Source organism: Photobacterium sp. SP02 (genome assembly GCF_038519165.1).
In the GTDB taxonomy this organism is placed as follows: Bacteria; Pseudomonadota; Gammaproteobacteria; order Enterobacterales; family Vibrionaceae; genus Photobacterium; species Photobacterium halotolerans.
Window position 1 is genome coordinate 34,593 of sequence record NZ_JASJOJ010000003.1, and the last position, 23,338, is coordinate 57,930.

Here is a 23,338-nt window from a genome sequence, read left to right on the forward strand (position 1 = left end):
CCGATGAGTTATTTGAGATCAAGGGCACATTTTAATCCCGTTGCTGCTAAGCCAGGATTCAATATGCCGCCTCAATCATACTAAGAAAAAACGATAAAGGTTGGTAAGCATGAAAGTGGTCGACTTTCTCAAACAGAAAAGTGAAATTTTGGCCAAGCATCCATTTGAGCTGAAAGATTGGCTGTCGCCGTCAATTCGTGACTATTGGATTGAATTCCTGAATAAGGCTCATGTCACGGGTTGGGTTAAAGCTGAGAATATTGCCTCGAATGGTGAATCTGTACAGAAAACGGCAGCGATCGAGATTCATCCTGAAGCCGCCAAACTCATGGAAGAACTGCTCGCATCGCTGGGTGAAGAGATTCACGTTGGTAACTGGCTGACTGTCGATCAGGATCGCATTAACCGATTTGCCGATGTCACGGATGATCATCAGTGGATCCACACAGATCCGGAGCGCGCTGAGCTTGAGTCACCGTTTAAAACAACAATTGCGCACGGATTTCTTACGCTGTCGCTGCTCTCTGTGCTGACAGATAGCGTCGATCCCGACAACCAGAAATTTCCGACCGCAAAAATGACGGTTAATTACGGTTTAAATCAGGTACGTTTCCCCTACCCGGTTAAAGAAGGTAGCCGGGTGCGAGCCCGTACAAAAATCCAGTCTGTCACGCCTGTAAAACGTGGCCTGGAAATTGTGCAGGAAATTTCCGTTGAAATCGAAGGCTGCCGCCGCCCTGGCTGTGTAGCTGAATCAGTCGTTCGACTGTATTTCTGATCGCTATCTCATGCCCTACCGCTCAAACTTTCACTCAGTTTGAGCGGCATAGCGCAACACCGCCGTTTTTCCTTTCAGTAGCCAACGCCAGACAGTGACAAGGCTACAAGGCGGGCAATATTCCCCTGCATTGACACATATCTATTTCGTATATTCCCTTAATATCAGGGGCTTTTTGTTGTTCAAGATCCCAACCTTAAACTCTATCAGTTTAATTTAGGTGTCATTTCCAGTTTGATGTTCGTCAGTTTGTTTGGCCATTCACGTATGAGTGGCATCCCACATTGGGACTGATTTTTAGGGAGAGTCACTATGATTAAATCCAACCCATTTACTGACACTGACAAGGATCGCGCTGCTATCTGGGATATGCTTGTAACGCGTGATATCAAAGCTTACTGCGAGGCAGACTGGTCACAGGTTGCTGAAGACTTCGTTGAAGATGAGTTTTATGCCATCAATGCCAACAAGTCAGAAAACCCGGCAGCATGGACTTTTGCTTTTTCCTCCCTGGCGGACTATCAGGAAGAGTGGCTGCGTCAGGCAAAGGTCGCGCAAGAAACTGCGTACAGCGAACCGTTAGAGCTGGCGGTTCATGCTGCGACCAGCTTGAATGAAATTACCATCGAGAATGGACGTGCGATTGCCCGTAAACAGTTTTGCGGCAGCATCCAACGTGCTGATGGCGGTGTTGATGAACTGTTATGGCAGTCGCTCTACTACCTGAAACACACAGGTGCAGGCTGGAAAATCTGTGGCTTTACCGGTTATCTGCCGTATTCCGCATAAATTCTCCGTCAATGCTATCGCTGCCCGCCGTGAAGCGGGTAGCTTCTCAGTTAAATACCGATAATAAAATGCAGGCGAGTAAAGGAAATAGCCCCGACAAAAAGAAGATAAACCCAAAATGGTAGTTCGCTTTTATTTCTCTTTGCCTATCTGCTTCTATCTCATGATCCGACAACATGGATACCGCTTTGATGGCAGCGCGATCATCATCAAAAAATTGACTCTCTTTGCCGCCATTCCAGACCATGCCGGCCAGTGCCCATTGAAGAGCGAACATATAAAACAGAACATCTCCACTAACACTGAATGGCTGCTCGAAAAATTTATGGCCAACCCATACGGCACCAGCGGCCAGCAAATTGCTCAGCAATACGTATTTCAGAAAATTCAGCATCTTCTCGTTAAGTTATTCGACATGAAAAAACGGTTTATTTCGTTGCGAGCCCACTTTAATGCCTTTGTATTAATATGCAAGTGCATTCATTTATTTACGTTGGAATAAATGCCAGATACTCAGCAACAAAAAACGACGCAATGCGCCGTTTTTATCTCTGCTGTCATGTCTGGCACTTAACTGTCCATATCACGCAATTGATTCAGATACTTTATCCAACTTTGTGACGCTTTTGACGATTGTAAATTATCTGCTTTCTTTGCATGCACAATCGCCTGTTCAAGGTTTTGTAATTTGTAATAAGCACGCACTTTAGCCAGCTCAATATCCGCTTGCTTATTTTTTATCTGTAGTTTATCCAGTTCATTGAGCGCAAGTTGATAATGACCTTCCTGTAATAAAAGCGTAGAAAGCTGCCAGCGATACTGAGTATCTAACTCAACGGCTTTTCGCCACGTTTCTATCGCCTGATCCCACTCTTTCGCCATTTGCCAGTAGGTTGCCTGAGAGATCAATAAATCAAGATTATTGTCGCTGTTTTCCAATGAAGCAAAAACGCGAGCGGCTTTCTCAGGAATTCCCTCCTGGGCGTAAAGCTGGCCCAGGGTTTTCAGATCCTGCTGAGATAAAGCAACGCCCTGGCGCTTTGCCAGCGCTAACGTTTCAATCGCCTGTTTTCTTCTCTCCAACCGCATTTCAATGCCCGCCAGCTGTCGCCACCACATGACTTTTTGCGGCTCCAGCGTAATAAGGCTGCTTAAGGTCGGAAGCGCTGACTTATACTGCTGCAGCTGTAACTGAGCACCCAGCTTTAGTGATAAAGGCTGCACTTCTTTTTGTTTATGAACACGCTCATACTGCTGAATGGCTGACAGCACCGAGCGCCATTCTTCAAGCTGATAATTGGCCTGGGCGATTCTCAGCCAGAGCTCATCGGCTTTTTCCGTTGCGGGAATCGATTTACTGAGTGGATAATAGTAGTTCAGTGCTTTTTGATATTGCGCCTGGGATAACAATATATCGGCCAGCATACGTTGTGTGGATCTCAGATACTCGTCATCAAGCTGCCCGCTTTCAATGGCCTGAGTCAACCGCTGAATAGATAAAGCCGGCTTGCCGTCCTGCCAGTAATACACACCCAGCATACGGTTAACAAACGCTTTATCATAGGCACGGGAAATATCCATCTCCGTGAGCAAGACAATGGCTGCACTGACTTTGTCTTCCAATTGAAGTTTCTGTGCCTGCTGCACTTTCCCGGCGGTGTACTGAGACAGTTGTGCCGACAGCGCGACAGGCGCAAACAGGATCGCCACTATAAAAGCTAATGTTTTCATCACTTACTCAGATTAAATTCCACTTTTACTTGCTGACCATGCTGGGATAGCGCTTTACCACCTTCAATCTTTGGTTGGTATTTCCAATTCTTTAAAGCACGTATCGCTTCACGGTCAAATACACGATTAGGCTGCGCATCAACAATCTTGATATCCGTTGGCCTGCCTTGCGGGTCAATCGTAAACGACAGCACCACATATCCTTCAATGCTTCTTTTTAAGGCCCGGGCAGGATATTTGGGCTCAACGCGATAGAGCGGCATGGCCTGCTGATCCCTTCCCACATCTGAAACGGCCGGCAAGCTGATTGCCAGGCCTTTCACGGAAGCATCCATAGCAATTGACGGCATAGTCGGTGAAACCAAAGGCATCACAGCACTTGCCTGGGCGCTTTTCGGCATGGCCTGCGGTGGCGGCTCAGGTGTTTCCGGTTTCTCAGGCACTGTGCGTTGCCGACGCTGCGCTTCACGTTCCTGCTCAACCATCACCATATTAAACGCCAGCGATTCTTTTGCTTCCGGTAACTGACGGTTGCCGTCATCAACCATCCAGGCCATAAAAGTAAACAAGCCCCCCGTAATCAGCAGTGCTAACGGAGCGGCTACTATGAGCCTGAACATCAGCGTTTCTCCGCCGCCAAGGCAATATTTTTGACTCCGGCACCTTTGGCTGCATCCATAACTTTTACCACAGTACCGCTGTAAGCGTGCTCATCAGCCTGAATAACCAGAGAGGCATCAGGCTGATCCAGCAGCAAGGTTTCCAGTGTTGCCTGTACGCGTTCAACATCAACAACACGCTTATCGATATACACATCATTTGCCGAAGTGATCGCCACAAAGATGCCGGCATCTTTCTGACTGACCACATTACTGGCTTGGGGACGATTCACTTCAACGCCGGACTCACGAACAAAAGAGCTGGTCACGATGAAAAAAATCAACATGATAAACACGATATCCAGCATAGAAGTCAGATCAATCTGAGCTTCTTCCCGAGCGACAGATGGGCGACTTAACCTCATCGTTGACTCCTCATCAATTTTTCTAGTTTTTGTTCACGCATCTTGCACGCTTTTGCAAGACGAGCATGAATAAACATGCCTGCCAGTGCGGCAACCATACCCGCCATTGTTGGCAAGGTAGCGAGCGAGATACCCGAAGCCATCAGTTTTGGCTGACTGCTGCCCTGGTTGGCCATCACATCAAATACTGAAATCATGCCGGTCACTGTTCCCAGCAGTCCCAGCATCGGACAAATTGCCACCAGGACTTTAATCACATTCAGATTCTGAGATAAGGCAAGATGCGCTTCACTGAGCCAGCCGGCCCGTATGGCATGGGCATACCAGGAGGTTTGATCTTCTCTGGCGTACCACATTGCCAGCCACTGCTGCTTTTGCTTGGGATAGGTGAACGCCAGATACAGCAGGCGTTCAGCGACCAGCAACCAGGAGAACAACACCACAACGGCCAGCCACCACAGTATCTGTCCTCCCTGTTGCATGAACTGCTGCAGGGAGATCCACCAGGTTTCGGCAAATTCGCTACCGAACAGTGTCAGATCCATTACGCAGTGCTTCCCGTTTTCTCAGCTTCTGCTGCGACAAGACTGATCCCCTGCTTCTCAAGAATGCTGCGGATCGCATCTGCCTGCGCGCTCAGCAGATTATGTGCAAGCAGCAAAGGCATTGCTGATATCAGGCCCAATACGGTTGTCACCAGTGCCATGGATATCCCTCCCGCCATCACTTTAGGATCGCCATTACCAAACTGAGTAATCACCTGGAAGGTTTCAATCATACCGGTTACTGTTCCCAGCAGGCCCAGCATAGGGGCCAGCGCCGCGAGAAGTTTCAGCATGGATAAACCACGTTCCAGCCCTTGCTGTTCATCAACAATGGTTTCCAGCAGTCGCAATTCCAACGCTTCAACAGAGCGTTTTTGATCGGTGTCGTAAACACTCAGAACACGACCAAGTGGATTATTGCCTGGGTTTTCCGGTTTCTTCAGCTGGGCATTAATTTGTTGGCGGATCCAGATCAATTTGCAGCCGCGGTACAAGGCGATGATGCCGCCGATCGCCAGCAGTCCAAGAATAATTTTACCCACCACCCCGCCTTGGGACAGACGTTCTGCCAGGGAGGGCGCATGCGCCAACTGCTCCAGCATTTTGCCGCGAGACGGGTCAACAACAGCCATTTGCAAACCTGCTTGCTGCAACGATGCTATCTGACTGGCTACCGGACCATTTTCTGGCTGCTTCAAATACGGTGTTGCCACTTGGCGAAGACCATTCCAGGCCAGATACCCCTGCTCGCCAATCAAACCAATGCTGCCAAGACGGTAAGCATCGACAGTGGATTGATACCCTTCTCCGTTAATATAAGAGACAGACACTTTTCGCATTTCCGAGCTGGCCGTGATTTGCTCGTTCATCCCCTGCCACAGCCCGTTCAGCTGCTTAAGCGAAGGTAATGCCTTAGCATCAACGATATCGTTCACAACAGCGGTATACTGATGACGATCAGCGCTGGTGACTGACGTTTCCAGCTCCGCCTGCAAGTCTTTTGCGGTCTGGCGTACTACGCCAAACAATTCGCCCAAGCTGCCAGACTCAAGCCTTAACTCTTCTTCCAGTTGAGCCAGCGATTTTTCATTTGTACTAAAAGTACTGCTCAGGTTATCGATCTCTGTATTCAGCGATTCACGCTTTGCCAACAGCGCATCTTTTTGTGCACGTATCTCTGCTTCTGTTTGCTTAAACCCGGCTTCGCGGGCTTGATTGTGGGCTTGCTCGGATTTTTGATCCTGCCGGGTCTTTTCCACCAGGCCATCAACAGCCAGAACGGAAGTCGATACTGAAACCAGGGTAAGTGCGAGTGCTAACGTTTTAAACTTCATATCAGTTAGCCTCCAGATTGACAGACACAGGAAGAGAAATCAGACCGGGGGCGATTTGTTTCGACGCCATTGCAAAGGCTTTATCCAGCTCAGTACCAGCCTGAGGCTCTAATGATTGCCATTGATGCGCACCGTCATTCCAGGCCCAGTAGCGCTGACCGTCAAGGCTTCGCGCCACGAAAGCCACACGCCCGAGATACAGCAGATCGGCTTCAATATTTTCTGTGGCACTCAGGGCCAATTTACCCTGATAGACACCCAGCTTAGTACCGTAGTCCATTTCAATCTGGTAAGCCTCCAGAATGCGGCGATACTTTTCGGCATCACTGATATCGGCCTGAGCCATCATGAACTCCAGTTTGGCAATCCGTGCCAACCGTTGATCACGTTTGATTGGCTTATCATCTTCTACCACGGATTTCAGGCCATCTATCATCTTATACATCAATGGCACCACACCCTGGCGAGTTTCTTTGATGCCTGAAATCTGTTCACTTAAGCTGCTTTTTTCTGATTCCTGACTATCAACCAGGCGAGCCAGATGATCCCGATAGACAACGAGGTTTTTCACTTCTTCCTGAAGGGCTTCAATTTCAGCCTTCATTGACAGCGTTGTATCTGCACTTTTATCAATCTTATTCTGGCTTTGTTCGGCAGACTGATTGATTTTGCTCTCAATATTGCGGGCCGCATCAAGTGTATTGGCCCCCGCATTTATGCTCAGACCGAGTGCAATCACGGTCAGACTGGATTTCATCATGTTCATCTTGGAGCAGTTACCTTAAGCATCTGTTCAAAAAGCAAGCCATTGAGCCAACTTCCCATAACTAGTCAATTACTCATTAAGCTGAGTGACTGGTCACACATCTTAGTTGAAAACAAATCTCATTTAAACTATAAAATCCGGAAATTTTGCTTCCGCTAATCCCATAGCAGCACGGCTCAGATCAGGCCGAATCACGCATTAAGGACAATACGAATCGAAGACAGTGACCTGAAGAAACGGGGAAGATATAATGCGCCGGATTATCAGTTATTCGGAAAGTAAAGTGTCCAATCTCTCCATTGAATCGATTCAACAACAACTGTCTGACTTAGGCTTCCGCCCGGAAGGGATCAGAATCGTGACGGTTTCAGCGATGACCCCAGAGTTATTAGAAACTTGCACAACCCAAGAAAACGAATGTTTCTATAACTCTTACATGAATGTCATTTATGGCAAGGGAGAGCGCTACGTGCTTGGATTTCGCTGTGAAGATCCGATCGTCGATCATGCGATCATTCGTTCAGGGGATGTGTATTACGACCCGACGTTACAGGCAAATGGCGACTTCACTTCCTATCAGTTTGCGATACTCACAGAGTTTACTGTCTTCGACATGATGAACCACGCAAAGTCTAATAAAGACTTTCCGCCAGATGTTGACTATCTCTTCAGTAAAGCAAGCAAGTTCAAAAACGTTATCGCTGCCAAATAATATGACGAGTTGGCCTGCTCTGGTGCCGATCTCTCCTTTCCCTGTTCAGTGAATATTCAATAAAACTTTGAGCTAATGCTCAAAGTTTTATTATTCACCTGACTTTTTAACGTTAACCCATGAGATTTTGTGCGTTGTGTGGCATAAATGTGCTTTGCGGCTCAGCTTGCCTGCATCTGCGTATAGGCTAGTTTTTAGATATTTATCAACTGTTAACGATTAATAGGAAGGAATAAAGCATGAAGCCTTTGGTTTACAGTCTGATCGGTTTGTCCCTGGCTGGATGTAGCAAGGGCGTACTGGTATCTATTCCTGAAAACTTACAATCTACCGAACCACCGGATACCGGTTTTTTAGTGGGTAGCATTGGCGCATCGACTATCTGGCCGTCTACAGGTGAAAACTTAAAAACAACACTGTATTTTAGTCGAGCCGACACAGAGCAAGATATCACTGTGTCTAACAGCAATGATTCCAGTGATTTTCGCAGCCCTACTACGGCAAGCTCTTTGTTTTCTGTGCCATTGCCGTCAGGAGACTATCTGCTTCATACCATTACCTTTATTGGCACTGACGGCCGAAAAACTGTCCACACCCAAACCGATAAACGGCTGGACTTAACGTTTTCTATCCAGCCAGGTGAAGTCACTTACCTGGGTGAGTTTATTGCCAGCAGTAAAGTGTCCAGAAGCTCACTCTGGAACACTAATTATCCCAACGGAAGGGGTTATCTGACACATAGCTATGCGATAGAAAGAGACCGTAACTTTTTTTACGAGCGTCACCCCGAACTCTCCGGAAAACATTTCAACACTGCAACTTTAAAAGTAAGCCATTCTCAGCTGTTAAAATTGCAACCGCTGTCCGGGCCTGAAAGCTGAGCCTTACTTGCGACCTCTTTCCCTTTAAAATAATTATTTTCTTTAAATACAATGGATTACTTGTAAAATCTTGCTCATGTACAGGACAAAAAATTACCACAAAAATCCCACATTGAATGCTTGACATTGGCCAAGACGATACAGGTTCTGGGGTCTGGCCATTTCCCACAGAGTTATGCACAGCTTTTGTGGATAACGACTCGAAATTTAAACATCAAGTATTTACAGTGCATCCTTTCAAACCAAACTGGTACAAAAAGGCCAGACGTCGTGTCTGGCCTTCGTGTTCATTATCCGCAATTAGGTTTATTCAATTGCTGAGCATTCTGCATCTTCAATGCTCAAATTCGAGTTCAGACCAAATTGATCAAGATACTGCACCGCTGTTGGGTAGAAACCGGCATTGATTGCATCTTCAATACTGCTTAAATCAATTTTATACGTCTTCAGGCCAATCTCTGTAAGTTCAGTGGGAAGGCAGCTGGATGTATCGCCTTCTTTAAAACAGACTCCCGATGTTTCCGGAATTTTTGCACAACCGGAGTCAGTCACATCTCCAACAGCATTGACCAGATCATCACGAGTGCCAAAAGGTGCATTCGCAGGTAAATCTACATTGAGATCTTGCAGCTCTGCCCATGTGTGGTAACCATCAGGCACACCGGTCAGGTTTGTCGTGCTGGCACTATGAATCGTAAAAACTTCGACCTTACCCTCAACCAAATTTTCAATTGTCTCTTCATCACAACCAGCCAGGGCCAGTAATGAGCATAAAAGTACTGCTGCTCTTGTCATTTTATTATCCTTTGTCGTATCAGGTTGTTGCCGGGAGAGTATCTTCTACAGATGAGCGGAAATCCACTTGTAATCGCGAAACTGATAGCTGGCTGCCATTTTTACAAGGCGACTGATTTGTTACCTGAATGGATTTAAATGTTACCTGTAAGTTGTCGCTTTTATTAACCGCATGTTGCTAGTGCCATGATGAAATGAACATGCAACACAGTTTGTTAAGCATTAAAACCGTTAAACATCCCCGAATACCACTATGATTTTGCAGAAAATTTGCCCCACTTCATATGTCGGAATGATAACTTTGCTGAATGCATCTCTCATCGGCTTGATAAGAGTGTTCAATATTTTATAGCGCGCAATAACCACTAATCACACTGTCATCTCCACTGCCAGAAATGCCCTGCCGAAACAGTCAATGTTTCCCGCTTCGCTTAAATTACAATCTCCATCACGAACAATTGTTCATTTTATGCACAATAAGTATGCTTTGTTAGGCATCACTGCCAGTTTTACTATATTTTTTTGAATTAACTACTATTGATATTTTTATCAGTCAGATCTTATGGTTAGGCTGAAATTGTTTATTTCGCTCATCAAAAAAAGGAACCTAAGATGATAAAAACGTCAGTATTAGCACTTGCATTGTCAGCTGTCTTTGCTGCACCTGCGATGGCTATTCCTGCTGCAGACCTGGACCAGCTTGGTCAGGGGTTGGATGTGACTTACACCGTTTTGGATAACACTCAGGATGACTGGGTCACTTTCCGCGCTAAAATCGATTTCACAAACCAAAGCAGTAAAACATTACCAGCGACGGGTTGGTCAATTTACTTCAGCCATATCCGTATGGTTGAAAGTGTCTTAACCGACCAGGTGAAAATCAGCCATGTCAATGGTGATATGTTCAAGATCGAGCCAACCGCAAACTTTGTCCCTCTGGCTCCTGGACAGTCGCTTGCCATTGAGTTTGACGCTGCAAACTGGCAGGTAGCAAAAACGGACGTGATGCCGAACTGGTATTTTGTGTCTGAAGATCAGGGTCAGACCATCACGTCGCTGATCACCAGTACCAGTAACCGTGTGAATGGTCTGGTACCTACCAAGCCATCAGAAGAACTCCCATTCGTGGCTGATTTTTCAACGCCACAGCAATGGAAACGTTATGGCAGTGCTGCCATAACCGACTTCTACGATCCTTTTACCGCACAAGACAGATACCAGCGTAATGCTGATCTCAATGTCATCAACAATGCCAGCGGTGTTATTCCTACTCCAGCCGAAATGACGCTCGGCGCCGGTGATGTCACACTGGATTCAACCTGGGTTATCGTCTACGGCAATGGTTACGAAGATCAGGCCATGTTCCTGGCCAATCAGTTAGGTGTAACCGCTGTGCCCTGGTCGCCCACAACGCAAAAACGTATCAATATGGGCTGGAGCCAGGTCAACATCAATAGCGTACAAAAATGGGAAGAGGCTTACAGCCTTAACGTCGACGCCGCTAACGAGATCATCACCATAGGGGCAGCGGATGCAGCAGGCGCACTGTATGCTTCCCAGTCTTTATTGCAATTAGTCGAGGGTAATAAAGTCCCTGAGGTGCAGATCACCGATGCACCCCGCTTTGCTTACCGTGGTTTTTCCGTCGATGCCGTCCGAAATTTCCGAACTAAAGATGCGATTATCCAGCTGCTTGATCAAATGGCCGCATTCAAGCTAAACAAACTCCATCTGCGTCTGGCTGACGACGAAGGCTGGCGCATAGAAATTCCAGGTCTGCCTGAACTGACAGATGTTGGCGCAACACGCTGCCATGATCCGGAAGAGAAAGCCTGTATTTTACCTTTCCTGGGTGCAGGCCCGGATGGTTCACCTGAATCCAACGGCTATTACACTGCCACGGACTATCAGGACATTCTTAGCCATGCCGCTGCCCTCAATATTGAAGTCGTGCCTGAGATCGACATTCCCGGCCATGCACACGCCGCAATCAAGGCGATGGAAGCCCGCTATGATCACTACGCGGCTCAGGGGAACATGGCAGAAGCGAACAAATACCTCCTGACCGATTTTAACGATACCACTCAGTATCTGTCGGTTCAGATGTTCACAGACAACGCCATCAATGTGTGTATGGAATCGTCTTATAACTTTGTTGATGCAGTGGTTAGCGGCCTCGTCAACCTGCATCAGGGCGTTCAGCCACTCAAAACGTTCCACTTCGGCGGTGACGAAATTGCAGGTGCATGGATTAACTCCCTGGCCTGTCTGGATTTCATTGCCAATAATACTGATGGTGTCAACAGCGTATCGGATCTGAGCCGTTACTTTGTCGAACGTATTTCTGTGATAACTGCCAACTATGGTCTGGATATGGCTGGCTGGGAAGACGGGCTGATGCACGATGGTCAGGTTTACCCACGCTCACAAATGGCAAACAACCAGCTGTGGGGCAACGCATGGCAAAATATCTGGGAATGGGGCGTTGCAGATAGGGCATATAATCTGGCCAATAACGACTATAAAGTCGTCTATAACCATGCGAGCCACCTGTACTTTGACCACCCGTATGAGCCCGATCCAAACGAGCGTGGCTACTACTGGGCGCCACGTTTTACCGACACCCGTAAAACCTTTGGTTTCATGCCAGACGACGTCTTCGCCAATGCTGACTTCACCCGTGCCGGTGCACCGATTACCAAAGCAGAAGTGGTCGCATTAGCTGGCGTGAAAAAGCTGCTCAAACCGGAGAATGTTCTGGGCCTTCAGGGATCGCTCTGGGCCGAAACAGTCCGTACCGAAGACCAGTTTGAAGGGATGATCTTCCCTCGCGTACTGGGTCTGGCTGAACGTGCCTGGCACACTGCAACATGGGAAGCCAATGACAACGCAGGCATTGCGCTGGATGAAACCGGACGTAACGCCGATTACAACCAGTTCGCCAATCTGCTGGGTCAGAAAGTGCTGCCCAAACTGGAGCAAGCCGGTATCGCGTTTAACCTGCCGGTTCCAGGCGGTGTTATTGAGAATGGTGTACTTCAAGCCAATTCGACTTTCCCTGGCCTGACTATTGAGTACTCAACGGATCAGGGCACGAGCTGGCAGTCGTACGACCATCTCAACCCACCCGCTGTCGCGGCAGGTGTCCAGCTGAGAACCGTTTCAGGTCAGCGAACCAGCCGGGTAACAACGGTTAACTAAGACCATACAACCGACTTACAGAGCTCCTGCGGGAGCTCTGTTTCATTTAATGCTGACGCTCTGACCCTAATCTTATTCCGACCATACCGCCAGTTCATTACCGCTTGGCTCAGTGAAGTGAAAACGTCTGCCGCCCGGAAATGAAAAAATCGGCTTCACAATCACCCCGCCCGCGGCGATCACCGCCTGTTCGGTGGCTTCTAAATTGTCGCTGTAAATCACAATCAGCGCGCTGCCTTTCTCAACCTGAGAAGACAACGGCGCGGCATAAAATCCTCCATCCAGCCCCTGTTCTGAAAATGCGGCATATTCATCACCATAATCCATGAATGACCAGCCAAAAACGCGCTCAAAAAATGCCTTGGTCTTGGGTATATGACTGGCGGGAAATTCAACATAGTTGATTTGATGGTGCTTTTTCACTGGCTCTGCTCCTTAATGGCTGATTCAACATACATAATCTACAACGAAATCTTAGCTGAGTTTGCATCTGTCAACTTGTCAGTCATCAAATTGGTGTAATTCTTTTGCTTTCTGAGAAACAACAAGGTTAGAATGGCCAGCGCGAAAAAGTGCTTAAGTGTCAAGCTTCAGCACATCGCATCAGATTTAGAGATACGTTAGTCGGGGAGCCGTAAGGCTGAGACCACACTGTGGGACCCGTTGAACCTGATCCAGTTAATACTGGCGTAGGGAACTAGCAGAATTGCCTGTCACCTTCTCATCCTGACCAGGATGCTCCGAAGTGTAATCCGGCGACTGTTCGTCACCCCTGCGTAATCAAGCGATGATTTTGATAGCAAGGGATGCCGATGAACACGTCCACAATAACCAAACCTTCTCAGTCAGATAGCCCTGCTCGTACTCCGATTACACTGACCATTGCCGGTTCAGACAGCGGCGGCGGTGCGGGCATTCAGGCAGACATTAAAGCGATTTCCGCAACAGGTGGCTATGCCTGCTCCGTTATTACTGCACTGACGGCGCAAAATACACTGGGTGTATCCGGCATCTTTCCTGTCAGCCCGGCATTCGTTGAACAGCAATTGGATGCCGTTTTCAGTGATCTCGACATCCGGGCCGTCAAAATAGGTATGCTGAGCGATGCTGGCATCATCCAGGCCGTCGCAAAGAAACTTCGCCAGTACCAGCCTGAATTTATCGTTCTGGATCCTGTCATGGTAGCCACCAGCGGGGATCTTTTACTGGAAGAAGACGCGATCAGTACCCTCAAAAATGAACTGATCCCTTTAGCCACTCTGATAACCCCCAACCTGCCAGAAGCTGTCACACTCACCCGCTCCACTGGCCGGCATATCGATCCATCAGCCCTGCAGCATACCAATAAAGAATGGCTTATCGAGCAACTCAAAACCATCAGCAGCAATGCTGTATTGCTCAAAGGCGGACACTGGGAACAGGACACATTCAGTACCGATTATCTGATCACAAACAGTGACACCATCACTATTTCTGCCAAGCGCATCGCCACCCGAAACACCCATGGAACAGGGTGCACTTTATCCGCCGCGATCGCCTCCTACCTAGCACAAGGCTGCCCCCTCTCTGAGGCTGTCCATAAAGGTAAAGAGTACCTAACCCAAGCACTGTGCCATGCCGATCAGCTCCGCATTGGTCAGGGACACGGGCCAGTCCATCACTTCTACGCACTTCATCCGTCAAGGAATAAACGATGAATACAGTGAAGCCCTCGCCCGACACTCAGCCTCATTGTTTAGGTGTCAGCGTAAAACAGCTGACATTGTCCTTTTCAGGTCAAGCTGCCCCTTTATTCAGTCAGCTGGATTTAACACTTCAGGCCGGAGAATGGCATTGCATTCTTGGGCGGAGTGGCTGCGGTAAAACCACTCTGTTGCGGCTTCTCGCCGATCTGTTACCGAAAGATGTGGCATGGCAGGGTGAGCTGTCTACGTCGGATGCCCGGGGTATGAGTGATCGCGTCGCCTATATGGCGCAACAGGATCTGCTGCTGCCCTGGTTAAATGTACTGGACAATGTCTGTTTCAGTTTCAGGCTCAAACAAGGTAAAGCCAGTGAAGCCGTGCAGGAACGTGCCATTCAGCTTCTCCAACAGGTCGGGTTAGGTGAAAAATTGCACGCCCGTCCATCACAACTGTCCGGAGGAATGCGACAGCGCGTCGCGCTTGTGCGTACCTTAATTCAGGACAAACCGCTGGTTTTAATGGATGAACCGTTTTCCGCCCTGGACGCCGTGACAAGATATAAACTCCAGGATCTCGCCGCTGAATTGCTGGCTCAGCGTACTGTACTGCTTATTACTCATGATCCTCAGGAAGCACTAAGGCTGGGTCATCACCTCTTTTTAATGCAAGGCAAACCGGGCCGGTTAGCGCGCTTGTCCGTTCCCGAAGGCACACCGCCGAGAACCATCAATGCAGAGCTGGCTGTAAAACAACAGGCCATTATCGAGCAACTTTCCGGTCTGGGTGAGCACTATGTCTAAAGAACTCGCAGAAAAACCTGCTGTCACAACAATGAATTTCCGCCCCTTTTTTCATCATTCCCTGAGTCGTCTGGCGATCAGCTCGGTGTTTCTGATCGGTTTCTGGCAGGGTATTGTCAGCCTGTTTCAGCTTCCCGGCTTTATTCTTCCAGAGCCGCTCGCCGTATTTCGCAAATTAATTCAGCGCCATGATGTCCTGCTCAGCCATGCCAGTGTCACTATCAGCGAAATTGTCCTGGGGTTAGCCTTCGGCCTTGGCATTGGTCTTATCTGCGCGCTATTGATGCTGCTTTTTAATCCGGTTAAACGCTGGCTGCTACCTCTGCTGATCGCCAGTCAGGCCGTTCCCGTTTTTGCCATCGCCCCTATTCTTATGCTCTGGCTGGGCTATGGCATTGCATCCAAAGTGGTGATGGCGGCCATTATTATTTTCTTTCCGGTCACCACTTGCTGCTATGACGGTTTGCGGCACACGCCCCAGGGCTATTTAGATCTCGCAAAGACTATGAATGCCACAACATGGCAAATGTTATGGCATATCAGGCTGCCGGCGGCTCTGCCTGCCCTGGCTTCGGGTATACGGGTTGCCGTTGTTGTCGCCCCCATTGGCGCTGTTGTCGGTGAATGGGTTGGCGCCAGCGAAGGGCTCGGCTACCTGATGCTGCAAGCCAACGCCCGCATGATGATCGATGAAATGTTTGCCGCCTTGCTGATTTTAGCCGGGCTCTCTGTGTCGCTGTATTTTGCGACAGATTACCTGCTTAAACGCGCTATCCCCTGGCTGCCAGAGAATGGCCAGTCACAATAAATTTCGTATTAGACAAGGAAAAAAATTAATGACCTACTTACCTGCCCGAAGTGCAATTGCGCTTGCCATTGCCAGTTTTGCCAGCCAGGCTCAGGCAAAAGACATGACCTTAATGCTGGACTGGTTTGTCAACCCGAATCACGGCCCTATCATTATTGCGCAAAAAAACGGCTTGTTTGAAGAGCAAGGTTTAAACATTAAGATTCAGGAGCCCGCAGACCCTTCCATGCCAGCCAAACTGGTGGCGGCAGGAAAAGTGGATTTGGCGATATCTTACCAAACCAGTCTGACGATTGATGTGGCTGCAGGGCTGCCGCTGATCAGGGCGTCGACTTTAATCGCAACGCCGCTGAACACCCTGATGGTGCTTGATAATAACAAGATCAATACCATGGCTGATTTGAAGGGGAAAACGATTGGTATCGCCATTGCCGGCAATGAAGAGGCAACCGTCGGCACTATGCTGAAAACAGCAGGCGTCAGCTTCACTGACGTTAAGATCGTTAACGTCGGATGGGCGCTTTCCTCATCACTCGCCTCCGGTAAAGTTGACGCCATATGGGGCGGATTACGCAATTTTGAATCTAACCAGCTGGCGCTGGAAGGATATAAAGCAAAATCATTCTTCCCGGAAGAACATGGCGTGCCTCCCTACGACGAGCTGGTGGTGGTTGCCAATAAAAACCAGTACAACGCAGAAGATCTGAAAAAGTTTAATCTCGCCATAGAGAAAGCCACACAATATCTCATCAATCACCCGGATAAAGCCTGGCAAACTTTCATTTCCTATTCTCCCGACACACTGAATAACGAATTAAACAAACTGGCCTGGCGCGATACGTTACCTCGCTTTGCCCTCCGCCCTGCTGCCGTGGATCAGGAACGCTACAACCAGTTCTCCGCGTTTATGTATAAACACAAGATTATCGACAATGCACCGGCAGCAAAAGACTTTGTGCCCACCTTTTGATTCAGCCTTTACCCAACGTTGACAGGGATGGAATAACAGATGACATATCAAGATTTAATTCAAGCCTGCCAGGATGACTGGCAAGCATACACTCACCACCACTTCGTGGCACAACTGGCACAAGGGTCGTTAGATTCGGCGGCCTATCTGCATTATTTGAAACAGGACTTCCTGTTCCTGAAACATTATGCCCGCGCTTATGCCCTTGCCATTTATAAAGCAACCACACTGGAAGAAATGCGCCGTCCGCTGCCCAGTTTACAGGCGCTTATCGGCAGTGAAATGCATCACCATGTGACCTATTGCCAGCAGTGGGGGTTAACTGAATCGGACATGGAAGCCGAGGCTGAAGATGTCGGAACCGTGGCCTATACGCGGTATGTATTAGACACAGGTATGGCCGGTGATCTTACTGATCTATTTACTGCGCTGGCCCCATGCGCGATCGGTTATGCCATGATCGGTGAAAGGCTGATTCAAGCGCCAGACACCCGTATTCAGGACAACCCTTACGCCAGCTGGATTCAGTTATATGGCGGCGACAGCTTCCAGCAAGATGTACAAACCAGTATCCGGCACCTGAACGAGCTGCTTGAGCCAGTATCACTGTCAAGTCTACGAGGCCGGCAGCTCATCAACATTTTCCGAACGGCTACCCGGATGGAAATTGCTTTCTGGCAACAGGGGCTGGACGCGGCTTAATTTGGTTTGTGGAAGGGATTGGTATTGATCCCTTTTTCATGACCACGTGTGAAGGATATTCGGTTTCGCGACAATTTCTCTTTTAAATTCAGATTACAAGACGGCTGGATTCACAGATCTGGCCTATCTTGTATACATGCTTTGTTTCCGTAAACACACTATTTGCAGGGCAGCAGCATGGCAGCAGAAAGTAAGCAAGTCGCCGTCATCGGGTTAGGCCGCTTTGGTATGGCACTTTGCCTTGAACTCAATCAGCAAGGTGCTGAGGTTCTGGCTATCGACATTAATGAAGATCTCGTGCGTAAAGCCGCTGAGCATGTCACTCAAGCTATCGTCGCTGATTGCTCTAATGAAGATACAGTGTCTGAGCTCAAGCTGGATGATTACGATATCGCCATGGTGGCTATTGGCGATAACGTTAACGCCAGTATTCTGACCACCCTGATTCTGAAAGAATCTGGCGTTAAGCAGGTTTGGGTCAAAGCAAAAGACAGGTATCACGCAAAAATACTGCATAAAATTGGCGCAGATCGTGTCGTTATGCCGGAAACAGAAATGGGGCAACGCATTGCCCGTATAATGCTTGATACCCGTATTTTCCATTATCTCGAATTGGGCAGCGGACTGGCCATTGCCGAAGTTGTGGTGCTAACCACTATGATGGGTAACCCGCTTTCTTCCCACCCCTGCTGCCAGGGACAACACACTCACCTTTTAGCATTAAAACGCGGACCAGAACTTCGCCCTCAGCCAGAAAAAGACACCAGAATGGAAATCGGCGATATTCTGATCATCGCTGGTCCGGAATCAGAACTCAGCGAATTGTTTAAACGCATATGAAAGGTTTCGTTGGCAAAGGCGGAATTTTTCACCTTAAAACACCGCATAAGCAATCACCTTGGTCTGAACCGAAAATAATCATTGTCAGCTTTCTTTCTATCCTGTTACCTGCTTCGGTATTGCTGACCTTGCCCCTCTTTTCTCAGACAGGATTAAGTTTTGTCGATGCGCTGTTTACCGCAACGTCAGCCATCAGTGTCACAGGGTTAGGCGTGGTCGATACCGGTACGCATTTTACGCACAGTGGAAAAGTGCTGCTGATGATTCTGATGCAGATCGGAGGGCTGGGACAGATGACCTTATCAGCCGTGCTGCTTTACCTGTTTGGCGCGCGGCTCAGTCTCAAACAGCAAGCTGTTACTAAAGGTGCTTTAGGGCAAGAGAGCTCGATCAATATTCGTCGTCTGGTCATCCTCATCATGCTGTTTACGTTAGTTGCTGAAACGGTAGGAACCCTCATTCTGGCTATCAGATGGGTGCCTGAATTTGGTTGGTCCGAAGGACTTTTTACTGCGGTATTTCACGCCATCTCTGCGTTTAACAATGCCGGCTTTTCACTGTTTTCTGACAGTATGACAAGGTATCAGGACGATACCCTGCTTCTGATGACTATCTCTGTGCTGTTTATCTGCGGCGGTCTGGGTTTCACTGTGGTTGCTGACTTGTTTAAGTGGTCAAAAACACGACACCACAAACTGCGTTTGCATTCTAAACTCATGCTGGTTGCGACCCCGGCCCTGCTTTTGTCCGGTACTTTGCTGTTTTGGGTACTTGAAAAGAATAATCCCGCCACGCTTGGTCACCTACCAACCGGCTTGCAGTGGATGAATGCATTCTTCCAGTCAGCGACTGCCAGGACAGCCGGCTTTAACTCTGTGGACATCTCGCATTTTTCACAACCAGCACTTTTGGTCATGATGGCCTTGATGTTGATTGGCGCCGGGTCGACATCAACCGGCGGGGGGATCAAAGTATCCACTTTCGTCGTGGCTATTCTGGCGACAATCACCTTTCTGCGTCAGCAGAACAATGTTGTGCTGTTTAAACGAACAATCGCCTGGAGCACGGTGCTCAAATGCCTGGCGATTATTGTTGTCAGCGGCTTAATACTCATACTTGCCATGTTTTTACTAATGCTGACTGAGAAGGCTTCCTTTGATCGGGTAATGTTTGAAACAATTTCTGCTTTCTCAACCGCAGGGTTAAGCGCAGGACTGAGCGGATCACTGTCGGAACCGGGAAAGGTCATCATGGTTGTCGTGATGATAACTGGCCGTATCGGTCCGCTTACGCTGGCTTATCTGCTTGCAAGACCGACAACAACACAACTGAAATACCCGGAAGATAACGTCTATGCGGGTTAATGGTATTTGTTACCCGCCTGATTCTGCAAAGCCAGCAGACCAAGCAGCACACTGACGCCGTTATCAACCAATTCGTACTGTCGGGCTTTACCCAATACACGGATACCCTGCATTTGCATCACCAGAAAATGGCTGAATTGCTTCGCATCTGTGCTCATGCTCCATTCGCCCTGTTCCTGCGCGTTTTGAATAGCAGTCTGAAACCGCCCGGCCAGTGTATTGAACAAGACTCCGCCCGACGCCAATACAGTCTCATCGCAGTGCGCACGTTCGAGTAAGGCATTTTGCATAAAGCAACCGCAAGTCTGCTCGCGCTGCAATGACGCAAACCGCTTCAGATAAGCCACTATGTCCTCATACCCTGCATTTTCATGCAGCAGTTTATGAAGAGGAGGAAATGACACTTTCTTCAGGTAATAATCTAAGGCTTCGCTGAATAAGCTCGCTTTATCTGTATATGTGTTGTAGAGACTGAACCGGTTAATGCCCAGACACTCAACCAAATCTGACACAGATGTATCCGCATAGCCTTTCAGCCAAAAAAGCTCCATTGCCTGAATCAGCTTTTCTTCTCTATCAAAATTTTTGGTCCTAGCCATATTCTTATCTCTCAGGGTGCTATTTTTGTACTGTCACACTTGACGTAAAGCACTTCAATAACTTAGATTTTATTCTAACTGATCATTCCGTTAAAGAGAAAACCATGAAAATCTATGAACTAGCCCCATCGCCAAGTGCTCGCCGTGTCAGTATTTTCCTTGCGGAAATGGGCATTGAAGTTGAACGGATTTCAATCGATATTCGCGGCGGTGAAAACTTGTCGGACGCATTTCAGGCTAAGAGCCAGAATGGACTGATACCTGTTCTTGAACTCGATGACGGCACCACGATTAGCGAGTCTATCGCCATTTGCCGGTACTTCGATGAGACTCATCCCAGCGAACGCTCCTTGTTTGGCAATACCCCGCTGGAAAAAGCGCAAGTGGAGATGTGGCAAAGAATTGTGGAATTCAAAGGCTTATTCGTTGCCATGCAAGCTTTCAGAAATATTACCGGCGTCTACAAAGACAGAGAAAACTGTGTGGAATCATGGGGAGAGGTATCACGTCAGCGGTTAATCGCATTTCTGCCTGTGCTGGATAAACGGCTATCTGAGTCGGCGTTTGTCGCCGGAGAGACATTCACCGTTGCTGACATAACCGCATTTGTTATGTGCAACTTCATGAAAAATTTAGATATAACCTTGGATGACTCCTTACCTCACATACAGGCTTGGTTCCAAACAATGAGTCAGAGACCTTCTGTGAGTCAGCAATAAAAAACACTTATCACTGGGCTTTCTGCCCCCCTGCCCGACTGACAGTCACAAGTTCAGTATCGCTCGGGAAGAGTTGAAATCGAGGTGTAAGATCGTATCTGATCGTATACCAAGCAATGAGTGGCGTGCCACTCATTGCTCGTCAGCAGGTTTATTCCCCGCGCTGCCACCATTGCGGCACGATTGTACAGTTGGCTGTTTCGCTCGACAGCCAGCAGTGCTCACCTTCGATGGTCAGCTGAAGCTGCATGCTTCTCTCTACCATACCCTCCAGGCATTCGAGTACGGCATCATCAATGAACACCACGGAGACATTTTTTAATTGCGCCGCCTTAGATTTCATCGACTGCCACCAGATAGGGGCAGCATTATCACCATAAGCGTAAATGACAACCTGATCTGCTTTCTGCGAGGCACGGCGAAGCCTTTTTTCATCAGGCAGTCCGAGTTCCAGCCAAAGCTCAATGCCGTCATGCAGGTTTTTTAGCCATAGATCGGGTTCATCGGTGTCACATAAGCCTTTAGTAAAAGCCAATGACTCGTCGGCATGTAAACCCCACGCCACTAAGCGCAGCATTAAACGTTGCAGGGTTTCTGAAGGATGACAGGCCAGCGTATGCGAACCGTCCAGATAACGACCCCGGTCGAGATCGGCGACATTGATATGTGCTTTGTAAATGGTGGCTTTTAGAGCCATATTTGGGATTCTCAGTAAAAATCAAAATGGAATATTCAGTATCGCAATGCTGCAAAGCGTTGATTCATCGCTTCAAGGGCATTGGCAACCTGTTGACATTCCAATGTTACACGTTCATCAGAGAATTCACTAAACCCATTTACATAATATTCTTGTGAATTAGCCAGTTTCGATTGCCAGGCGATCAAATCGACTTTAGGTAGTTGCTTTTTCACCACTAACCGCCCGGCCTGAATATATTCTAAGGCAAGGCGAGAATATTCAATGTATTGATGATTAACCTGCATTCGCGTTTGTTCCATGCTGCGGGTACATGCCTGCAACACTGCGTCTTTTAACATAAAAGTCGTGTACAAATTGATTAAACGTTGTGCATTTTCGCCCAGTGGCTGACCAGGTACCGGATGTGCTGTGATACCCGCCGCATGGGCAGGAGCAGTAATGGTTGCCGTCAGCAGGCTGACGCCCAGCAATCGATGATAAATCCATGATGATTTCACGAAAATCCCCTACTTCTACGCAATGACAATAATCTCGGCACGCGCTTAATCAGAGCGCACCAACAAAGTAGTCGGGGAATAACTCAGCAATGGCGATTTGTTCAGCAGCCAGCGCCTCTTTCGTCGATTTAGGCAATTGCTTTATTTTATATTCAAGCTGCATCGCATTGCGTTTATCCCCAACCCGTGAGCACCAGGCAAGTGTCAAGGGGCCTTTTCCTTTAAGGAAACGCGCCCCTTTCTTACCGGATTGGTGTTCGGATAAACGACGGAAAACATCCGTCGTTACTCCACAATATAGGCGATTACAGCGTGTACGTATTAAATAGACAGACCAGATTGGTGCAGGATCACGCTTATTCACATAACTCTCTGATTTTATCTTTCAGTGCTGATACTTCTTCTCTCAATGCGACAACTTCGCTTTCCAGCAACGCCAGCCTGTCTTCCACGGCATCACTGTATGAACTGTCTGACACATGATTAACGCTGTCTGTTACATCAGAAGAGACACCCGCAAAATCATCACCACTGAACAGGTGCATGTACCGGCTATCGCGCTTACCGGCTTCACGTGGCAGCCTCTGAACGAAAGGCCCTTTACCGCCTTCAGCCAGTGCAGTGAGCACATTCTCAGCTTCCTTCACATCAGCAAAGTGGCATAAGCGATTAGTGCGGGTGCGAATTTCTCCTGCCGTCTGCGGGCCTCTCAACAGCAACACACAGATAATGCCCTTTTCTTGTTCAGAGAACTGCAGTGTGCTGAATTCAGTATTGCAAAATCGATGCTGGTACTTAGCCACACGGCTGCCAAACCCTGTGATTTCCTGAATTAATCGCTTCGATTTCAGACTTTCAAGCGTGTCCATGACCGCTGCTTCATCAAGCGACATGACAGGGTCCCGGTTACTTTTTTGATTACAGGCAGTCGTCAGAGCATTCAGGGTTAATGGATACTGATCCGGAGTTGTGACTTCTTTTTCCAGCAGACAGCCAATCACTCGGGCTTCAATGTGGGTAAGGGACATATCCATACTTTTTATCCTTTCTTCTTATCAATATCTGGCAACTATGCCGACAGGCATGATGTGAAGAGAG

26 protein-coding genes, 1 pseudogene and 1 riboswitch are annotated in these 23,338 nt (G+C 48.1%); of the genes and pseudogenes, 13 read left to right on the forward strand and 14 right to left on the reverse strand.

Annotated features, from left to right (window positions below; all coding sequences use genetic code 11):
- The first annotated feature begins 109 nt into the window (after positions 1–109).
- Positions 110–778: a MaoC family dehydratase gene (locus tag P0Y67_RS01995; RefSeq protein ID WP_342390521.1), complete on the forward strand. Its 669-nt coding sequence runs from the start codon at positions 110–112 to the stop codon at positions 776–778.
- Positions 779–1,090: 312 nt separating this feature from the next.
- Positions 1,091–1,567, forward strand: coding sequence for a hypothetical protein (locus P0Y67_RS02000; RefSeq protein ID WP_342390522.1), 477 nt, complete (start codon positions 1,091–1,093; stop codon positions 1,565–1,567).
- A 46-nt stretch (positions 1,568–1,613) separates the two neighbouring features.
- On the opposite strand, the gene P0Y67_RS02005 is transcribed toward P0Y67_RS02000, so the two are convergent.
- The 7 genes from P0Y67_RS02005 to P0Y67_RS02035 all read right to left on the reverse strand — a co-directional run bounded on the left by P0Y67_RS02005 (position 1,614) and on the right by P0Y67_RS02035 (position 6,967).
- Positions 1,614–1,961 (reverse strand): hypothetical protein, encoded by a 348-nt coding sequence (locus P0Y67_RS02005; RefSeq protein WP_342390523.1) that lies wholly within the window; start codon positions 1,959–1,961, stop codon positions 1,614–1,616.
- 176 nt (positions 1,962–2,137) lie between these two features.
- Entirely contained in the window at positions 2,138–3,298 is a 1,161-nt protein-coding gene (locus tag P0Y67_RS02010) for a tetratricopeptide repeat protein (protein ID WP_342390524.1), read from the reverse strand.
- The gene (locus tag P0Y67_RS02015; RefSeq protein WP_342390525.1) at positions 3,298–3,918 is read right to left on the reverse strand and encodes an energy transducer TonB; all 621 of its coding nucleotides are present in this window, start codon (positions 3,916–3,918) and stop codon (positions 3,298–3,300) included. The genes P0Y67_RS02010 and P0Y67_RS02015 overlap by 1 nt, the downstream gene beginning before the upstream one ends.
- Positions 3,918–4,322, reverse strand: coding sequence for an ExbD/TolR family protein (locus P0Y67_RS02020; protein WP_027251132.1), 405 nt, complete (start codon positions 4,320–4,322; stop codon positions 3,918–3,920). Before P0Y67_RS02020 ends, P0Y67_RS02015 begins: the two co-directional genes overlap by 1 nt.
- The gene (locus tag P0Y67_RS02025) at positions 4,319–4,867 is read right to left on the reverse strand and encodes a MotA/TolQ/ExbB proton channel family protein (protein ID WP_342390526.1); all 549 of its coding nucleotides are present in this window, start codon (positions 4,865–4,867) and stop codon (positions 4,319–4,321) included. Before P0Y67_RS02025 ends, P0Y67_RS02020 begins: the two co-directional genes overlap by 4 nt.
- Positions 4,867–6,201, reverse strand: coding sequence for a MotA/TolQ/ExbB proton channel family protein (locus P0Y67_RS02030; RefSeq protein ID WP_342390527.1), 1,335 nt, complete (start codon positions 6,199–6,201; stop codon positions 4,867–4,869). Before P0Y67_RS02030 ends, P0Y67_RS02025 begins: the two co-directional genes overlap by 1 nt.
- A 1-nt stretch (position 6,202) precedes the next feature.
- Positions 6,203–6,967 carry a DUF3450 domain-containing protein gene (locus P0Y67_RS02035; protein ID WP_342390528.1) on the reverse strand — a complete coding sequence of 255 codons (765 nt, stop codon included), beginning with the start codon at positions 6,965–6,967 and terminating at the stop codon, positions 6,203–6,205.
- 250 nt (positions 6,968–7,217) lie between these two features.
- Between P0Y67_RS02035 and P0Y67_RS02040 the strand changes: the two genes are divergently transcribed.
- Together P0Y67_RS02040 and P0Y67_RS02045 are read left to right on the forward strand one after the other, a co-directional pair.
- Positions 7,218–7,679 (forward strand): hypothetical protein, encoded by a 462-nt coding sequence (locus P0Y67_RS02040; RefSeq protein ID WP_342390529.1) that lies wholly within the window; start codon positions 7,218–7,220, stop codon positions 7,677–7,679.
- A 239-nt stretch (positions 7,680–7,918) separates the two neighbouring features.
- Positions 7,919–8,560 (forward strand): hypothetical protein, encoded by a 642-nt coding sequence (locus P0Y67_RS02045; RefSeq protein WP_342390530.1) that lies wholly within the window; start codon positions 7,919–7,921, stop codon positions 8,558–8,560.
- A 306-nt stretch (positions 8,561–8,866) separates the two neighbouring features.
- Here the strand turns inward: P0Y67_RS02045 and P0Y67_RS02050 are convergent, their stop codons facing one another.
- Entirely contained in the window at positions 8,867–9,355 is a 489-nt protein-coding gene (locus P0Y67_RS02050; protein ID WP_342390531.1) for a hypothetical protein, read from the reverse strand.
- A gap of 612 nt (positions 9,356–9,967) precedes the next feature.
- Here P0Y67_RS02050 and P0Y67_RS02055 point away from each other — a divergent pair.
- On the forward strand, positions 9,968–12,556 hold the full coding sequence (locus P0Y67_RS02055; protein WP_342390532.1) for a family 20 glycosylhydrolase: 2,589 nt from the start codon (positions 9,968–9,970) through the stop codon (positions 12,554–12,556).
- Positions 12,557–12,628: 72 nt separating this feature from the next.
- On the opposite strand, the gene P0Y67_RS02060 is transcribed toward P0Y67_RS02055, so the two are convergent.
- Positions 12,629–12,979 carry a VOC family protein gene (locus P0Y67_RS02060; protein ID WP_342390533.1) on the reverse strand — a complete coding sequence of 117 codons (351 nt, stop codon included), beginning with the start codon at positions 12,977–12,979 and terminating at the stop codon, positions 12,629–12,631.
- 192 nt (positions 12,980–13,171) lie between these two features.
- Positions 13,172–13,269, forward strand: a riboswitch (TPP riboswitch).
- Positions 13,270–13,368: 99 nt separating this feature from the next.
- Between P0Y67_RS02060 and thiD the strand changes: the two genes are divergently transcribed.
- The 7 genes and pseudogenes from thiD (at position 13,369) to P0Y67_RS02095 (ending at position 19,725) form a co-directional block, all read left to right on the forward strand.
- Positions 13,369–14,253 carry a bifunctional hydroxymethylpyrimidine kinase/phosphomethylpyrimidine kinase gene (gene thiD / locus P0Y67_RS02065; protein ID WP_342390534.1) on the forward strand — a complete coding sequence of 295 codons (885 nt, stop codon included), beginning with the start codon at positions 13,369–13,371 and terminating at the stop codon, positions 14,251–14,253.
- Positions 14,250–15,041: an ABC transporter ATP-binding protein gene (locus tag P0Y67_RS02070; protein ID WP_342390535.1), complete on the forward strand. Its 792-nt coding sequence runs from the start codon at positions 14,250–14,252 to the stop codon at positions 15,039–15,041. Before thiD ends, P0Y67_RS02070 begins: the two co-directional genes overlap by 4 nt.
- A gap of 58 nt (positions 15,042–15,099) precedes the next feature.
- A pseudogene (locus tag P0Y67_RS02075) lies at positions 15,100–15,849 on the forward strand (ABC transporter permease); the annotation flags it as partial.
- Positions 15,850–15,877: 28 nt separating this feature from the next.
- Positions 15,878–16,819 carry an ABC transporter substrate-binding protein gene (locus P0Y67_RS02080; protein ID WP_342390536.1) on the forward strand — a complete coding sequence of 314 codons (942 nt, stop codon included), beginning with the start codon at positions 15,878–15,880 and terminating at the stop codon, positions 16,817–16,819.
- A 39-nt stretch (positions 16,820–16,858) separates the two neighbouring features.
- Positions 16,859–17,521, forward strand: a complete 663-nt coding sequence (gene tenA, locus P0Y67_RS02085) for a thiaminase II (protein WP_342390537.1) — start codon at positions 16,859–16,861, stop codon at positions 17,519–17,521.
- A 177-nt stretch (positions 17,522–17,698) separates the two neighbouring features.
- Positions 17,699–18,361: a potassium channel family protein gene (locus P0Y67_RS02090; protein WP_342390538.1), complete on the forward strand. Its 663-nt coding sequence runs from the start codon at positions 17,699–17,701 to the stop codon at positions 18,359–18,361.
- Positions 18,358–19,725: a TrkH family potassium uptake protein gene (locus P0Y67_RS02095; RefSeq protein ID WP_342390539.1), complete on the forward strand. Its 1,368-nt coding sequence runs from the start codon at positions 18,358–18,360 to the stop codon at positions 19,723–19,725. The genes P0Y67_RS02090 and P0Y67_RS02095 overlap by 4 nt, the downstream gene beginning before the upstream one ends.
- Here the strand turns inward: P0Y67_RS02095 and P0Y67_RS02100 are convergent.
- On the reverse strand, positions 19,722–20,324 hold the full coding sequence (locus P0Y67_RS02100) for a TetR/AcrR family transcriptional regulator (protein WP_342390540.1): 603 nt from the start codon (positions 20,322–20,324) through the stop codon (positions 19,722–19,724). The two genes, P0Y67_RS02095 and P0Y67_RS02100, sit on opposite strands and share 4 nt — an antisense overlap.
- A 104-nt stretch (positions 20,325–20,428) precedes the next feature.
- Between P0Y67_RS02100 and P0Y67_RS02105 the strand changes: the two genes are divergently transcribed.
- On the forward strand, positions 20,429–21,043 hold the full coding sequence (locus P0Y67_RS02105) for a glutathione S-transferase (protein WP_342390541.1): 615 nt from the start codon (positions 20,429–20,431) through the stop codon (positions 21,041–21,043).
- Positions 21,044–21,194: 151 nt separating this feature from the next.
- On the opposite strand, the gene P0Y67_RS02110 is transcribed toward P0Y67_RS02105, so the two are convergent.
- The 4 genes from P0Y67_RS02110 to P0Y67_RS02125 are packed head-to-tail and all read right to left on the reverse strand — an operon-like array spanning position 21,195 to position 23,274.
- Positions 21,195–21,740, reverse strand: a complete 546-nt coding sequence (locus tag P0Y67_RS02110) for a YaeQ family protein (RefSeq protein ID WP_342390542.1) — start codon at positions 21,738–21,740, stop codon at positions 21,195–21,197.
- A 35-nt stretch (positions 21,741–21,775) separates the two neighbouring features.
- On the reverse strand, positions 21,776–22,240 hold the full coding sequence (locus P0Y67_RS02115; RefSeq protein WP_342390543.1) for a hypothetical protein: 465 nt from the start codon (positions 22,238–22,240) through the stop codon (positions 21,776–21,778).
- A 49-nt stretch (positions 22,241–22,289) separates the two neighbouring features.
- Positions 22,290–22,604 carry a GIY-YIG nuclease family protein gene (locus tag P0Y67_RS02120; RefSeq protein ID WP_342390544.1) on the reverse strand — a complete coding sequence of 105 codons (315 nt, stop codon included), beginning with the start codon at positions 22,602–22,604 and terminating at the stop codon, positions 22,290–22,292.
- On the reverse strand, positions 22,597–23,274 hold the full coding sequence (locus P0Y67_RS02125) for a YceH family protein (protein ID WP_342390545.1): 678 nt from the start codon (positions 23,272–23,274) through the stop codon (positions 22,597–22,599). The genes P0Y67_RS02120 and P0Y67_RS02125 overlap by 8 nt, the downstream gene beginning before the upstream one ends.
- Positions 23,275–23,338 lie beyond the last annotated feature (64 nt).

Coding starts and splice junctions, on each gene's coding strand:
- P0Y67_RS02105 (WP_342390541.1), top strand. CDS start 20,429: ATGAAAATCTATGAACTAGCCCCATCGCCAAGTGCTCGCCGTGTCAGT.
- P0Y67_RS02030 (WP_342390527.1), bottom strand. CDS start 6,201: ATGAAGTTTAAAACGTTAGCACTCGCACTTACCCTGGTTTCAGTATCG.
- P0Y67_RS02110 (WP_342390542.1), bottom strand. CDS start 21,740: ATGGCTCTAAAAGCCACCATTTACAAAGCACATATCAATGTCGCCGAT.
- P0Y67_RS02055 (WP_342390532.1), top strand. CDS start 9,968: ATGATAAAAACGTCAGTATTAGCACTTGCATTGTCAGCTGTCTTTGCT.
- P0Y67_RS02005 (WP_342390523.1), bottom strand. CDS start 1,961: ATGCTGAATTTTCTGAAATACGTATTGCTGAGCAATTTGCTGGCCGCT.
- P0Y67_RS02000 (WP_342390522.1), top strand. CDS start 1,091: ATGATTAAATCCAACCCATTTACTGACACTGACAAGGATCGCGCTGCT.
- P0Y67_RS02080 (WP_342390536.1), top strand. CDS start 15,878: ATGACCTACTTACCTGCCCGAAGTGCAATTGCGCTTGCCATTGCCAGT.
- P0Y67_RS02100 (WP_342390540.1), bottom strand. CDS start 20,324: ATGGCTAGGACCAAAAATTTTGATAGAGAAGAAAAGCTGATTCAGGCA.
- P0Y67_RS02040 (WP_342390529.1), top strand. CDS start 7,218: ATGCGCCGGATTATCAGTTATTCGGAAAGTAAAGTGTCCAATCTCTCC.
- P0Y67_RS02045 (WP_342390530.1), top strand. CDS start 7,919: ATGAAGCCTTTGGTTTACAGTCTGATCGGTTTGTCCCTGGCTGGATGT.
- P0Y67_RS02070 (WP_342390535.1), top strand. CDS start 14,250: ATGAATACAGTGAAGCCCTCGCCCGACACTCAGCCTCATTGTTTAGGT.
- P0Y67_RS02010 (WP_342390524.1), bottom strand. CDS start 3,298: ATGAAAACATTAGCTTTTATAGTGGCGATCCTGTTTGCGCCTGTCGCG.
- P0Y67_RS02125 (WP_342390545.1), bottom strand. CDS start 23,274: ATGGATATGTCCCTTACCCACATTGAAGCCCGAGTGATTGGCTGTCTG.
- P0Y67_RS02025 (WP_342390526.1), bottom strand. CDS start 4,867: ATGGATCTGACACTGTTCGGTAGCGAATTTGCCGAAACCTGGTGGATC.
- tenA (WP_342390537.1), top strand. CDS start 16,859: ATGACATATCAAGATTTAATTCAAGCCTGCCAGGATGACTGGCAAGCA.
- P0Y67_RS02015 (WP_342390525.1), bottom strand. CDS start 3,918: ATGTTCAGGCTCATAGTAGCCGCTCCGTTAGCACTGCTGATTACGGGG.
- thiD (WP_342390534.1), top strand. CDS start 13,369: ATGAACACGTCCACAATAACCAAACCTTCTCAGTCAGATAGCCCTGCT.
- P0Y67_RS01995 (WP_342390521.1), top strand. CDS start 110: ATGAAAGTGGTCGACTTTCTCAAACAGAAAAGTGAAATTTTGGCCAAG.
- P0Y67_RS02095 (WP_342390539.1), top strand. CDS start 18,358: ATGAAAGGTTTCGTTGGCAAAGGCGGAATTTTTCACCTTAAAACACCG.
- P0Y67_RS02035 (WP_342390528.1), bottom strand. CDS start 6,967: ATGAACATGATGAAATCCAGTCTGACCGTGATTGCACTCGGTCTGAGC.
- P0Y67_RS02090 (WP_342390538.1), top strand. CDS start 17,699: ATGGCAGCAGAAAGTAAGCAAGTCGCCGTCATCGGGTTAGGCCGCTTT.
- P0Y67_RS02050 (WP_342390531.1), bottom strand. CDS start 9,355: ATGACAAGAGCAGCAGTACTTTTATGCTCATTACTGGCCCTGGCTGGT.
- P0Y67_RS02020 (WP_027251132.1), bottom strand. CDS start 4,322: ATGAGGTTAAGTCGCCCATCTGTCGCTCGGGAAGAAGCTCAGATTGAT.